Raw genomic sequence first — 13,759 nt, forward strand, 5'->3', positions numbered from 1 at the left:
ACTCAGCCACCGAACCTTGCGCCGGCGTCGACTCCCCACAGCGCCATGGTGAGCAGCATGTTGACCATGATCATCACGGTGATGCTGGCCCGCATGCCGTGCCCGGCGGCCACACCCACACCCTCGGGGCCGCCGCTGGCGTAAAAGCCGTAGTAGCACTGAATCGTCGAGGCGATCCAGACGAAGATGACGGCTTTGACCAACGAATAAAGAATGTCTTTGCCGGCCAGCATCATCGAGAAGTAGTGCAGGTAGGACCCGGTGGAACCGCCGCTGCTGATCTGCACCACCACCTGGGTACTCAGATAGCCGATGGCCAGGCATGCGGCGTAGAGCGGGATCATCGCCATCACCGACGCGATGAGCCGTGTGGTCACCAGGTACGGAATCGGCCGAATCGCAATCGATTCCATCGCGTCGATCTCCTCGGCGATGCGCATCGACCCGAGCTGGGCGGTGAATCGGCAACCGCCCTGCATCGCGAAGGCCATGGCGGCCATCAGCGGGGCCAACTCTCTGGTGTTCACCAACGACGACACGAAGCCGGTCGCCGGTCCCAGGCCGAGCAGGTCGAGAAAGTTGTATCCCTCGATACCGACCAGCGCCCCGACCGTCATGCCGAGAACCACGGCCACACCGGCGGTTCCACCACCCACCACAATCGAGCCGTTGCCCCAGGTGATGTTGGACAGCAGGCGCAGGAACTCGCCGTTGTACTGCCGCAGCGTGAGTGGAATGGCAACCAGCGCCCGCACGAAGAACACCAGCATGTGGCCCAGCCGGCTGATCGGCTTGGTTCCCCTGCGGTACAACCGGATCAGACGCCCGGTGACGGGCGCCAGTGGTAGGTAGGGCGACGCCGTCAACTCACAGCCCCGTCCGGGGTGACAGCATGATGTAGAGCTGGCTGATCGCGACGTTGACGATCATCAGCAGCAGAATGGACTCCACCACAGCGGCATTCACCGAGTTGGCCACACCGGTCGGCCCGCCCTTGGTGGACAGCCCCTTCTGTGCCGAGACGATGGCGACGATGGCCCCGAAGATGATCGCTTTGAGCAGCGCCAGAATCATGTCGCCGGTGGTGGCGAACGAGGCGAAGGTGGAGACGAAGCTGCCCGGGGCGCCGTTCTGGAAGTACACGTTGAACAGGTAGCTGGCGAAGAACCCGACGAAGCACACCACGCCCGTCAGCGCGACACCGATCATGATCGCGGCGGCGAAACGCGGCACTACCAGGCGGCGGATCACCGACACGCCCATCACTTCCATCGCGTCGGTCTCTTCGCGCATCGTCCGGGAACCCAGGTCGGCGGTGATGGCCGAGCCTACCGCCGCCGCCATCAGTACCGCGGCCACCAGTGAGGCGCCCTGCCGGATCACCGCCAGCCCACTGGCCGCCCCGGCCAGCGAGGTGGCGCCCACCTGTCCGGCCAGCAACGCGAACTGGATCGACAGGGTGACGCTGATTGGCAGCGATACCAGGATGGTCGGCAACACGGCGGTACCGGCCATGAAGGCGCCCTGGCGGACGAACTCCTGCCACTGGAATCGGCCGGTGAACAGGTCGATGAAGAAGTACTGGGTGGTGCGGATGCCGAGCACGAACTGTTGGCCGACGGTCCGTAGCGATGCGAGCGGGTGACGGTCGACGTAGCCGACACCCCAATCCTGAATGGCGGCGACGCCGTCATCGCGCACTGCGGGTTCGGATTCGGTCGTCATCGTGGCGCGACCGGAAGGTATCGCAGCAAACCCAGAGCGCGAGTCATCGCGTACCTGGAACCGTCGTCATAGACGCACTCCCCACCCGTTGCTCACTGAGCGCCGAGCGGAAGGGGTGGGGTGCCATCGAGTAATCCCTGCCCTGCAGGTGCCCGTGATCCCACAACTCTGCAGCTCAATCCGGTTTGCGGTATCACGCTAGCCTAGTTGATAGGCACTATCAATAGTGTAGAGTCACTCATCTGCGAGCTGCACTTCCAGGTTCCGGGACTGCACGGTCGTGGTGGAATGTCAGGCTCACGAAGGTGATGGCATGTCCTCAGCAAACATCGAATCGCTGCGCGACCGACGCCGGGCCGAGCTGCTTTCGCAGATCCAGCACACCGCGCACGAGCTCTTCGCGGAGCGCGGATTCGATGCCGTGACCACGGAGGACATCGCGGCGGCCGCCGGAATCTCGATCAGCACCTACTTCCGGCACGCGCCGACCAAGGAAGGTCTGCTGGTAGATCCCGTCCGCGAGGCCATCAGCGAGATGCTCGACTCGTTCAGCACCAGGCCGTCCGACGAATCAGCGGTCGAGGTGCTGATCCAGTTGTTCGTCTCCCACGCCAGGGATGCCGGTGAGTCCAGCCATCTCGACACCTGGCAACGCGCGATCGTGACCGCCCCCCACCTGTTGAGCAAGTCGACACTGGTGCGCGAATCCGATCAGCGCAAGTTCGTCGAACTCGTCGCGTCGCGGATGGGCGTCGACCCGGCGACCGACATGCGCCCTTCGCTGCTGGTCTATACGAGCCTGGCCACCGTCAAATTCGTGATCAACCGCTATCTGACCGAGGCCACCGTCCCATCCGAGCCGTTCCATGTGCTGATGGACGAGGCGCTGCGGATCACCCTGGCCGGGTTCGGACGTTGACTTTGCCCTGAAGGCGGAAAATCGCGCGGAATCCCGCCCTGGACGCCGAGTCAACGCCGCTGAAACGCACAAACCCCGGCGCGTGGCCGGGGATTGTGAGTGGGGTGAGTGACGGGACTCGAACCCGCGACATTCAGGATCACAACCTGACGCTCTACCAACTGAACTACACCCACCATGGCCGCATGCGCGGCGACGTCGATACTAACCGCTTGAGCGCTCGTCGGCCGAATCGATTTCCTCTTCGGTGTCCGTTTCGCCCTGAAGATCGGCCACGACGGCGGCGATTTCGCTGGTAGCGGGCCCGGGCTGGGGTACGAACGCGGTTCGCCGGTAGTACTGCAATTCGCGGATCGACTCGTGAATATCGGCGAGCGCGCGGTGCGCGAGCCCCTTGGGCGGCTGCCCGAAGTAGATGCGGGGATACCAACGCCGGCACAGTTCCTTGATCGAGCTGACGTCGATCATCCGGTAGTGCAGGAAGGCGTCCAGGGCCGGCATGTCGCGGGCGATGAAGGACCGGTCGGTGGCGATCGAATTGCCGGCCAGCGGCGCCGTCTTGGGCGCTTTGACGTGCTTGTGAATGTAGTCGAGGACCATGGCCTCGGCGGTCGCCAGGTCGACGGCGGACGCCCTGACCTCGTTGGTCAGCCCGGACCGGGAGTGCATGTCCTTGACGACGTCGATCATCGATGACAGCGCGGCGTCGTCGGCGTGGATCACCACGTCGATTCCGTCGCCCAGCACGTTGAGGTCCGCATCGGTGACCAGGGCGGCGATTTCGATCAGCTTGTCCGACCCGAGATCGAGCCCGGTCATCTCGCAGTCGATCCACACCAGTTCGTCACGCACAGGGCACACACTAAGCCCACGCGCAGCTCAGGGAAGCCCTGCCCCTGCCAGGCACGGGGAAGTAGGGTGATGCTTTCCCACATAGCGAGGGGCGTCGATGAGCACTGAATCAGAGCCAGGACCCGCGCAGCGGATTGCGGCGGGCTATGCCGTCCAGGGCCAGGCGCTCGAGCTGGGCACCGTCGTCGTCGACGGCCAGTCCGACCCGACGGCGCAGATCCGGATTCCGCTGGCGACCATCAACCGGCACGGCCTGGTGGCCGGGGCCACCGGAACCGGCAAGACCAAGACGTTGCAGCTGATCGCCGAGCAGCTCAGTGCCGCCGGCGTGCCGGTGTTCATGGCCGACGTGAAGGGTGACCTGTCCGGTCTGTCCCGGCCCGGAGAGGCCAATGACAAGACCGCCGCGCGCGCCAGGGACACCGGGGACAACTGGGAGCCGACGGGTTACCCGGTGGAGTTCCTGTCGCTGGGCACCGAGGGCATCGGCGTGCCGGTGCGCGCGACGGTGGACAGCTTCGGGCCGGTTCTCTTATCGAAAGTGCTCGGCCTCAACGCTACTCAGGAGTCCACACTCGGACTCATCTTCCACTGGGCCAAGGAGAACAACCGCCCGCTGGTCACCCTGGGCAATCTGCGGACGGTGATCAGCCACCTGGCCGGAGACGAGGGCAAGGCCGACCTGAAATCCCTGGGCGGGGTGTCGGCGACGACGGCGGGCGTCATTCTGCGGGCGCTGGTGAACCTCGCGGGCGAGGGCGGCGACACCTTCTTCGGTGAGCCGAAGCTGGACCCGAACGACCTGCTGCGCACCGACAACCAGGGCCGCGGCACGATCAGCCTGCTGGAGTTCAGTGGCCAGTCGTTACGGCCGGTGATCTTCTCGACGTTCCTGATGTGGTTGCTGGCAGACCTTTTCGCGCAACTGCCCGAAGTCGGCGACATCGACAAGCCCAAACTGGTGTTCTTCTTCGATGAGGCGCACCTGTTGTTCGCCGACGCGTCCAAGGCGTTCCTCGAGCAGGTCGAGCAGACCGTCAAGCTGATCCGGTCCAAGGGCGTCGGTGTGTTCTTCTGCACCCAGCTGCCCACCGACCTACCCAACGACGTGCTGTCCCAGCTCGGTGCCCGCATCCAGCATGCGCTGCGGGCATTCACCCCCGACGATCAGAAGGCGCTGAGCAAGACCGTCCGCACCTACCCGAAAACCGATGTCTACGATCTGGAATCGGCGTTGACGTCACTGGGCATCGGCGAGGCCGTGGTCACCGTCCTGTCCGAAAAGGGCGCACCGACGCCGGTGGCCTGGACGCGCATGCGGGTGCCCCGGTCGCTGATGGGGGCCATCGGCACCGATGAGGTCACCAAGGCGGCCGAGGCAAGTCCGTTGCACGCCAAGTACGGCCAGACGATCGAACAGCCCGAGCCCCCGTTGATCACGACGGGCGGTCAAGCTCCGTCGATTCCCGATTATCCGGGGCTGCCGACGGACTACGAGCTGCCACCCATGCCCGCGCCCGCCGAGCCGAAGGGGCCGGCCATGTGGGAGGAAGTGCTGAAGAACCCCACGGTGAAGAGCGGGATCAACACGGCGATACGCGAAGCGGTGCGCAGCATCTTCGGCTCCGGTCGCCGCCGGCGCTGAAAGCTATCCGCCGCCGAGCTTCTTGTAGAACGCGCCCACGATCGGCGCCACGATGGCCCGGGGCGCGTACCCGCTTGCCACCGACATCGCCTTCGACGTCAGCCCGGGGACGATGCGCATCTTGTTGCGCTCCAACGCATCCAGCGACACCTGCGCGGTGTGTTCGGTCGAGATCCACAGGAAGTCGGGCACCAGCTTCTCCACCAGCGACCGTTCGTCACCTTCGGGCAGATCCGTGCGCACCGGACCCGGGGCGAGCAGCGTGACGTGCACGCCGTGCTTGCGGACTTCGCCGCGCAGCGATTCGCTGAAGGTGTTGGCGAAGGCCTTGGTGGCGGCGTAGGTGGCGTTGTACGGAATCGGCGAATTGCCGGCCGCTGAGCCCGAAATCAGGATCCCGCCGGCGCCGCGCTTGATCATGCCCGGCAGCACCGCCAGCGTAAGGTCATGCACCGCAACGGCATTGAGCTGCACCTGGGCCTTCTCGCCGGCCGGGTCGAGATCGGCGACCGGACCGAATGTCGCGGTGCCGGCATTGGCGCACAGGATCGAGATCGGCCGGGTGGCCAGTTCATCGCAGAGCCTGGCGCGCTCGGCGGGGTCGGCGAGGTCGGCCGGCCGCACCTCGACGGTGACGCGGTACCTGTCAGTGAGCCGGGCGGCAAGCTTGTTGAGCAGGTCCTCGCGTCGCGCGGTGATGATCAGGCTGTAACCCCGGGCGGCCAGCTCGGTGGCCAGCGCCTCGCCGATGTTCTGCGAAGCTCCGGTGACAACGGCACGTGCGTCGGGGCTGGGAGCGGGAATCGGCATGACGACGATCGTAGACAGTGCGCGGCAGCGGGCGGGCGGAGCGGGTGCGCGGCGCTAAGCAATAAAGTTCTGTGCATGAGTGACCCGGGGGCGGGCGCGGCCGATCGCCAGAGCGCCGAGCCTGAAGATTCGCAGGCTCGGCGCGACGAGCGGTGGCCCGCCGCGAAACGCTCCCGGATCGCGGCCTGGGCGCTGTGGGACTGCGGTTCCACCGGCCTGAACGCGATCACGGCGACCTTCGTGTTCTCCGTCTACCTGACCAGCAGCGTCGGGAAGGGCACCCCCGGCGGCGCCACGCCGGAGAGCTGGCTGGGGCGTGCCGGAGCCGTCGCGGGGATCGTCGTGGCGTTGCTGGCGCCTGTCGTCGGCGTCTGGGTGGCGTCGCCGCACCGACGGCATGTCGCGCTGGGCGTGCTGACCGGTCTCGCGGTGGTGACGACGTGCGGAATGTCACAGATTCGCGATCAGCCCGGGTACCTGTTCGCGGGCCTGGCGCTGCTGGCCGCGACGGCGGCGTGCGGCGACCTGGCCAGCGTTCCTTATAACGCGATGTTGCGGGAGTTCTCGACGCCGGCGACGGCCGGGCGCATCTCCGGCTTCGGCTGGGCAGCGGGCTACGTCGGCAGCGTTCTGTTGCTGATCCTGGTCTATCTGGGCTTCATGACCGGTGACGGCGAGCAGCGCGGCCTGCTGCACCTGTCCACCCACGACGGGTTCAACGTGCGGGCGGCGATGCTGTTGGCCGCGGCATGGCTGGCGATCCTGGGACTGCCTTTGCTGCTCGTCGCCCGCCGGTCGACCGATCCGGTAACGGCGACGGTCCTTCCGCAGACGAGCCTGCTCGGTGGCTACCGCAAGCTCTGGGTCGACATCTCCGCGGAGTGGCGGCGCGACCGCAATCTCGTCTACTTCCTGATAGCCAGCGCGATCTTCCGGGACGGCCTGGCGGCGATATTCGCGTTCGGCGCGGTGCTGGGCGTCAACGTCTACACCTTGTCGAAGGCCGACGTGCTGATCTTCGGGGTCGCCGGGAGCGTGGTGGCCGCGATTGGTGCGGTGCTGGGCGGGTTGATCGACCACCGGGTCGGCTCCAAGCTGGTCATCGTGGTGTCGCTGACGGCGATCCTCGCCTCGGGGCTCAGCTTGCTGGCCCTGTCCGGTGCGCTGGCTTTCTGGGTGTGCGGGCTGCTGCTGTGTCTCTTCATCGGCCCCTCCCAGTCGTCGGCGCGAGCGCTGCTGCTGCGCATGGCGCAGGACGGCAAGGAGGGTGTGGCCTTCGGGCTGTACACCATGACGGGCCGCGCGGTGGCCTTCCTGGGGCCGTGGTTGTTCTCCGTCTTCGTCGACATCTTCGGCGTGGCCCGGGCCGGTTTGGGCGGCATCTGCCTGGTGCTGCTGGTCGGGCTGCTGGCGATGCTGAAGGTGCGTGTCCCGAACTAGCGCGGGGCGTCGCAGATGGTCAGGCCCTGTCCGGTGCGCTGTCTGACCTGCACCCCGGCCACCGTGACCGAGCAGGTGATCTCGTGGCCGATGTTGACGACCGTGACGCTCGCCGGGGCCTTCGCCGAGGTGGACAGGCTGACTTGTTTGGTCCACGGCAGGGCGACGTTGAACTCGGTCTGGATCATGTCGCCGGCGTCCATGTACATCACGCTGATCGCGCGGCCCTCACCGGAGACGGTGTAGACGACCGTCTGCATGGCACCCGGTGTGTTGGGCGCCCCGGGCGGCGTGGTCGTACCCGGCGGCGCGGTCGTGGTGGTGCGCGGCGGTCTGCGGGTGGTGGAGGGCGGCGACGTCGTGCGGGTGGTCGGGGGAGCGACCGTGGTGCTGGGTACCGGCGGCAGGGGTTCGATCGCGGTCTGCTGCTTCAGCGCACCGTTGGCGATGACGAGCGCCACGACCAGACCGATGACGAGCAACACCGCCGCGCCGGCCACGAACCACAACCACCGTGGTGAACGCGGCGGGCCCTCGGGGGGTTGTTCAGCCTTCGGCGGCCCATCCTGCTGCCAGTACTGCGGCGGCAACTGCTGGGTGGCGTTGGGTTGATAGGCGCCGGGCGACCATGGCGAACCGCCACCTCCGCCGTAGCTGGCGTAGGGCATCTCATCGGCGTATGCCGGGTAATCGACGGGGTCCGAATCCCCGGGATGCTGCGCCCACGCCGAACTAGACCCCGGTTGAGGGGGACCGAATTGCTGGGTGCGACGTGGATCGTTCATATCCACTTCGAAGGGTACCGGGCATCGCGCCGTACGGGTTTCAAGACCGGCTCAACCCCGCGGGTGGCTACTGACCGCCGGCGGTCAGCGCTGCGAGCGTCATCGCCCGCATGACCGCGCGCGACCGGAGCGTGCGGGCAGGCTTGGTCTCGGCCGACTTCATGCTGTGCGGCGTGGAGTTCAACAGCCCGAATGCGGCGTGTGCCATCAGCCGGGCGTCGGCTTCGGCGAGGGTGGGGTGGAGTTCGCGCAGCACTCCCACCCAGATCTCCACGTACTCCCGCTGGGCCCTGCGTACCTGCCGTTCGGCGGCCGCGGGCAGGTGGGCAAGATCACGGTCTTGAATCCGGATCAGGTCAGGTTCGCCGAGTGCGAAGTCGAGGTGGAAATCGATCAGGCCGTCCAGGGTCGTGGCCGCGCCGGCGCCACGGGCCTGCACTGCCCGCGCGCCCGCGAGCAACCCGGCGCTGATGCCGACCAGCAACTCGACCAACAGTGATTCCTTGTTGGGGAAGTGGCGGTAGATGGCCGGCCCGCTCACGCCGGCGGCGGCGCCGATGTCTTCCAGCCGCACCGCGAGGAATCCGCGCTCGGCGAACAGCCGCTCAGCGGCCGACAACAGTTGCTGGCGCCGGTCGGACTTCAACTGGCTGCGGCGATTTGGCGGCTCGGGCGGTCCGGGTTCGTCGTCCGGGGCGGACGCAGGCATGACGGCCTCCTGGACATGTCGGTTAATCGTCACTAACGTAGCACCCAATCACCGGCCGGAGGAACCGTGGCAACCACCGACGCCGCAGAACGCAAACCGCTTTCCTACGAACGCGGTCCGGCTGTGCCCGCACTGCTCGAGACGACCATCGGCGCGAATCTTGCCGACACCGCAACGACGTTCGGGTCGCGCGACGCACTGGTCGATGTCGCGGCGGGCCGGCGGTGGAACTACACCGAATTCGTCGCCGACGTGCGCCGGTTGGCGACTGGGCTGTTACGGGCCGGAATCGGTGTGGGGGATCGGGTAGGCATCTGGGCGCCCAACCGGTGGGAGTGGGTTCTCGTCCAGTACGCCACCGCCGAGATCGGGGCGATCCTGGTGACCATCAACCCGGCCTATCGGGCACGCGAATTGGCCTACGCCTTACAGCAGTCCGGGATTTCGATGGTGGTCGCCGCCCCCGGTTTCAGGGACGCCGACTACCTCTCGATGCTGAAGGAGGTCAGGCCCGACTGTACCGACTTGCACGAGGTGGTGATTATGGGCACCGCCGGCTGGGATGCGTTGGCCGGCCCGGATGCCGACCCGGCCGCGCTGGCGCGGGTGGCAGCGACGCTGTCGCCCGCCGATCCGATCAACATCCAATACACCTCTGGCACAACGGGTTACCCGAAGGGCGTCACGCTGAGCCACCGCAGCATCCTGAACAACGGCTACTTGGTGGGGGAGCTGCTCGAATACACCGAACACGACCGGATCTGCATCCCGGTGCCCTTCTACCACTGCTTCGGCATGGTGATGGGCAACCTGGCGGCCACCAGCCACGGCGCCTGCATGGTCATCCCGGCGCCCAGTTTCGATCCCGCCCCGACCTTGCGGGCGGTGCACGCCGAACGCTGCACCAGCCTGTACGGAGTGCCGACGATGTTCATCGCCGAACTCGGCCTCCCGGACTTCGCCGACTACGAGGTGAACAGCCTTCGCACCGGAATCATGGCGGGCGCCCCGTGCCCGGTCGAGGTGATGCGTCAGGTGATCGGGCGCATGCACATGCCCGGGGTCTCGATCTGCTACGGAATGACCGAGACAAGCCCGGTGTCAACACAGACCCGCACCGACGATGCGCTGGAACGGCGTGTCTCTACCGTTGGCCGCGTGGGTCCGCACCTGGAGATCAAGGTGGTGGACCCGGGCACCGGCCAGACGGTGCCGCGCGGCGTGTCCGGTGAGTTCTGTACCCGCGGCTACTCGGTGATGTCGGGTTACTGGAATGACCCGGCGAAGACGGCCGAGGTGATCGACGCAGACGGATGGATGCACAGCGGGGACCTGGCCGCGATGGACGCCTGCGGGTACGTGCAGATCACCGGACGCATCAAGGACATTGTCATGCGCGGTGGCGAGAACATCTCGCCGCGCGAGATCGAGGAGTTCCTTCACACCCATCCCGCCATCGTCGATGCACACGTGATCGGAGTGCCGGACGAACGCTACGGCGAGGAGGTCATGGCCGTCGTCAAGCTACGCGACGGGGCCGCGGAGTTGACCATCGACGAGCTGCGGGAGTTCTGCGCCGGCCGCATCGCCCGGTTCAAGATTCCGAGGTATCTGCGGATCGTCGAGGAGTTCCCGATGACGGTCACCGGCAAGGTCCGCAAAGTCGAGATGCGCGAGGCGGCGATCGAGTGGCTCCGCGGCAGTCCGTAGCCGCTGCTGAGCGGCCCACCCGCCCTGGACGCACCCGGTCGGGAATGGTATTCTCACAGACTTAGTTAATGATTATTAACTGAAATCGGAGGCACTGCGACAAATGGACAAGGTGGTGGCTACCGCCGCGGAGGCGGTCGCTGACATAACCGACGGCTCGTCGCTCGCCGTCGGGGGATTCGGGCTGTGCGGCATCCCGGAGGCGCTGATCTCGGCGTTGGCCGACCTCGGGGTCACCGACTTGGAGACGGTGTCCAACAACTGCGGCGTCGACGGCATCGGCCTAGGAGTGTTGTTGCTGCACAAGCGAATCCGTCGCACCATCTCGTCCTATGTGGGCGAGAACAAAGAGTTCGCGCGGCAGTTCCTATCCGGCGAACTGGAGGTGGAGCTGACCCCACAGGGCACCCTGGCCGAGCGGCTGCGGGCCGGCGGCATGGGCATTCCTGGTTTCTACACCCCGGCCGGAGTGGGAACCCAGATCGCCGACGGTGGGCTGCCGTGGCGCTACGACGCCTCGGGCGAGGTCGCTATCGTGTCGCCGCCCAAGGAGACCCGTGAGTTCGACGGCGTGACCTACGTTCTTGAGCGGGGGATCCGCACGGATTTCGCGCTGGTGCACGCCTGGAAGGGCGACCGGCACGGCAACCTGGTGTATCGCTACGCCGCCGGCAACTTCAACCCCGAATGCGCACCGGCCGGGCGCATCACGATCGCCGAGGTCGAGCACCTGGTGGAGCCCGGTGAGATCGACCCGGCCACGGTGCATACGCCCGGCGTGTTCGTGCAGCGCGTGGTGCACGTGCCCAACCCGGAGAAGCGGATTGAGAAGGAGACGGTGCGGTGATGGCGGTCGGATGCGCCGAGCGTGAAGCTGGTTGCACGCTCGACGCCGAACGTGAAGCCTGCTTCACGTTCGCGAGGGAAGGGAGTGGCGCCAAGTGACCTGGAGCAGAGATGAGATGGCGGCCCGGATCGCCGCGGAGTTCACCGACGGCCAGTACGTCAACCTCGGGATCGGAATGCCTACGCTGATCCCCAACCACATCCCCGACGGCGTCCACGTCGTGCTGCACTCGGAGAACGGGATCCTGGGCGTCGGGCCCTACCCGCGGCGCGAGGACGTCGACGCCGACCTGATCAACGCCGGCAAAGAGACGGTGACCGTGCTGCCCGGCGCGTCGTTTTTCGGCTCCTCGACCTCATTCGGGGTCATCCGCGGTGGCCACCTCGACGTGGCTGTCCTTGGCGCCATGCAGGTTTCGGTCACCGGCGACCTCGCCAACTGGATGATCCCCGGCAAGATGGTCAAGGGTATGGGCGGCGCGATGGACCTGGTGCACGGCGCCCGCAAGGTGATCGTGATGATGGAGCACGCCGCCAAGGACGGCAGCCCCAAGATCCTGGAGCGCTGCACCCTGCCGCTGACCGGCGTGGGCTGCGTCAACCGGATCGTCACCGAACTGGCGGTCATCGACGTATGCGACGACGGCCTGCACCTCATCGAAACCGCCCCGGATGTCTCGGTCGACGAGGTGCTCGCCAAAACCCAGCCGCCGCTTATTCTTTCGGACCTGGTGACGCGGTGACGACGATCGCCCCGTCCTTCGCCGACGAGCACCGCCGGCTGGTCGCCGACCTCAACGAGAAACTCGCCGCGGCCGCCCTCGGCGGAAACGCGCGCGCCCGCGAGCGGCACGTCAGCCGCGGCAAACTACTGCCCCGGGAACGAGTGGACCGTCTGCTCGACCCGGGCAGCCCCTTCCTGGAGCTGGCCGCGCTGGCCGCCAACGGCATGTACGGCGACGAGTCCCCCGGCGCGGGGATCATCACCGGCATCGGGCGGGTGTCGGGCCGCGAGTGTGTGATCGTGGCCAACGACGCCACTGTCAAGGGCGGCACCTATTACCCCATGACGGTCAAGAAGCACCTGCGCGCCCAGGAGGTCGCGCTGCAGAATCTGTTGCCCTGCATCTACCTCGTCGACTCCGGCGGCGCTTTCCTGCCCCGCCAGGACGAGGTGTTCCCCGACCGCGAACACTTCGGCCGGATCTTCTACAACCAGGCGACCATGAGCGCCAGGGGAATTCCGCAAGTCGCGGCGGTGCTCGGCTCGTGCACCGCGGGCGGCGCCTACGTGCCGGCGATGAGCGACGAAGCCGTCATCGTCCGCGAGCAGGGCACCATCTTCCTCGGCGGCCCGCCGTTGGTGAAGGCGGCCACCGGCGAGATCGTCACGGCCGAGGAACTCGGCGGCGGGGATCTGCATTCCCGGGTGTCCGGTGTCACCGACCACCTGGCCGAGGACGACGAGGACGCGCTGCGGATCGTGCGTTCGATCGCGGCCACGTTCGGCCCTCGCGAACCCGCGCAGTGGGACATCGCGCCGACGGTGAGCGCAAAGTTCGACCAGACCGAGCTCTACGACGTGGTGCCCCCGGACCCGCGGGTGCCTTATGACGTCCATGAGGTGATCGTGCGCCTGGTCGACGGCGGCCAGTTCAGCGAGTTCAAGGCCAACTACGGTAAAACGCTGGTGACCGCCTTCGCGCACATCCACGGCCACCCGGTGGGCATCATCGCCAACAACGGCGTGCTGTTCAGCGAATCCGCGGTCAAGGGAGCGCATTTCATCGAACTGTGCGACAAACGCCGGATCCCGCTGCTGTTCCTGCAGAACATCGCCGGGTTCATGGTCGGCCGCGATTACGAGGCGGGCGGAATCGCCAAACACGGCGCCAAGATGGTCACCGCTGTGGCGTGTGCGCGGGTCCCCAAGCTGACGGTGGTGATCGGCGGATCCTACGGCGCAGGCAACTACTCAATGTGCGGGCGGGCGTACTCGCCGCGGTTCCTGTGGATGTGGCCGAATGCGCGCATCTCGGTGATGGGTGGCGAACAGGCCGCCTCGGTGCTGGCAACCGTGCGCGGTGAACAGCTTTCGGCCTCCGGCAAGCCCTGGTCGCCAGAGGAGGAAGAGGCGTTCAAGGCGCCGATCCGCGCGCAGTACGAGGACCAGGGCAACCCCTACTATTCGACCGCCCGTCTGTGGGACGACGGCATCATCGACCCCGCCGATACCAGAACGGTTGTGGGACTCGCACTTTCGGTGTGCGCCCACGCCCCGCTGGAATCGGTCTCCTACGGCGTCTTCCGGATGTGAC

At 66.7% G+C, this 13,759-nt stretch carries 13 protein-coding genes and 1 tRNA gene; 7 read left to right on the forward strand and 7 right to left on the reverse strand.

All coding sequences use genetic code 11. The features are described 5' to 3' along the window. Positions 1-2 precede the first annotated feature (2 nt). Positions 3-866: an MlaE family ABC transporter permease gene (locus ACNQS7_RS29320; protein ID WP_418015299.1), complete on the reverse strand. Its 864-nt coding sequence runs from the start codon at positions 864-866 to the stop codon at positions 3-5. 1 nt (position 867) lies between these two features. Further along, positions 868-1,725, reverse strand: coding sequence for an MlaE family ABC transporter permease (locus tag ACNQS7_RS29325; protein WP_418015300.1), 858 nt, complete (start codon positions 1,723-1,725; stop codon positions 868-870). A gap of 313 nt (positions 1,726-2,038) precedes the next feature. On the opposite strand from ACNQS7_RS29325, the gene ACNQS7_RS29330 reads away from it, so the two are divergent. Further along, complete coding sequence (locus tag ACNQS7_RS29330; protein WP_418015301.1) at positions 2,039-2,644, forward strand: TetR/AcrR family transcriptional regulator; 606 nt, start codon at positions 2,039-2,041, stop codon at positions 2,642-2,644. A gap of 100 nt (positions 2,645-2,744) precedes the next feature. Here ACNQS7_RS29330 and ACNQS7_RS29335 read toward each other — a convergent pair. Further along, positions 2,745-2,820: transfer RNA gene (locus ACNQS7_RS29335), tRNA-His, on the reverse strand. A 28-nt stretch (positions 2,821-2,848) separates the two neighbouring features. Then, entirely contained in the window at positions 2,849-3,496 is a 648-nt protein-coding gene (orn, locus tag ACNQS7_RS29340) for an oligoribonuclease (RefSeq protein ID WP_055577830.1), read from the reverse strand. Between the two features lie 97 nt (positions 3,497-3,593). Here orn and ACNQS7_RS29345 point away from each other — a divergent pair, with 97 nt between their 5' ends. Beyond that, complete coding sequence (locus tag ACNQS7_RS29345) at positions 3,594-5,141, forward strand: helicase HerA-like domain-containing protein (protein ID WP_418015302.1); 1,548 nt, start codon at positions 3,594-3,596, stop codon at positions 5,139-5,141. 3 nt (positions 5,142-5,144) lie between these two features. Here the strand turns inward: ACNQS7_RS29345 and cmrA are convergent, their stop codons facing one another. Further along, on the reverse strand, positions 5,145-5,951 hold the full coding sequence (cmrA, locus tag ACNQS7_RS29350) for a mycolate reductase (protein ID WP_418015303.1): 807 nt from the start codon (positions 5,949-5,951) through the stop codon (positions 5,145-5,147). A gap of 75 nt (positions 5,952-6,026) precedes the next feature. Here cmrA and ACNQS7_RS29355 point away from each other — a divergent pair, with 75 nt between their 5' ends. Beyond that, complete coding sequence (locus tag ACNQS7_RS29355; RefSeq protein WP_418015304.1) at positions 6,027-7,391, forward strand: MFS transporter; 1,365 nt, start codon at positions 6,027-6,029, stop codon at positions 7,389-7,391. Here ACNQS7_RS29355 and ACNQS7_RS29360 read toward each other — a convergent pair. After that, a complete protein-coding gene (locus ACNQS7_RS29360; protein WP_418015305.1) occupies positions 7,388-8,176 on the reverse strand; it encodes an MmpS family transport accessory protein in 789 nt (262 codons plus the stop codon). The genes ACNQS7_RS29355 and ACNQS7_RS29360 overlap by 4 nt on opposite strands. A gap of 67 nt (positions 8,177-8,243) precedes the next feature. Then, positions 8,244-8,885, reverse strand: a complete 642-nt coding sequence (locus ACNQS7_RS29365) for a TetR/AcrR family transcriptional regulator (protein WP_418015306.1) — start codon at positions 8,883-8,885, stop codon at positions 8,244-8,246. A gap of 66 nt (positions 8,886-8,951) precedes the next feature. Between ACNQS7_RS29365 and ACNQS7_RS29370 the strand changes: the two genes are divergently transcribed. From ACNQS7_RS29370 to ACNQS7_RS29385, 4 genes are all read left to right on the forward strand, one after another. After that, positions 8,952-10,595: an AMP-binding protein gene (locus ACNQS7_RS29370; RefSeq protein WP_418015307.1), complete on the forward strand. Its 1,644-nt coding sequence runs from the start codon at positions 8,952-8,954 to the stop codon at positions 10,593-10,595. A 103-nt stretch (positions 10,596-10,698) separates the two neighbouring features. Beyond that, a complete protein-coding gene (locus ACNQS7_RS29375) occupies positions 10,699-11,442 on the forward strand; it encodes a CoA transferase subunit A (protein ID WP_055577836.1) in 744 nt (247 codons plus the stop codon). 94 nt (positions 11,443-11,536) lie between these two features. Beyond that, on the forward strand, positions 11,537-12,184 hold the full coding sequence (locus ACNQS7_RS29380) for a CoA transferase subunit B (protein WP_418015308.1): 648 nt from the start codon (positions 11,537-11,539) through the stop codon (positions 12,182-12,184). Next, the gene (locus ACNQS7_RS29385; RefSeq protein WP_418015309.1) at positions 12,181-13,758 is read left to right on the forward strand and encodes a carboxyl transferase domain-containing protein; all 1,578 of its coding nucleotides are present in this window, start codon (positions 12,181-12,183) and stop codon (positions 13,756-13,758) included. The genes ACNQS7_RS29380 and ACNQS7_RS29385 overlap by 4 nt, the downstream gene beginning before the upstream one ends. Position 13,759 lies beyond the last annotated feature (1 nt).

Origin of the sequence: Mycobacterium sp. 23 (genome assembly GCF_048287075.1) — a bacterium.
GTDB classification, from domain to species: Bacteria; Actinomycetota; Actinomycetes; order Mycobacteriales; family Mycobacteriaceae; genus Mycobacterium; species Mycobacterium gordonae_B.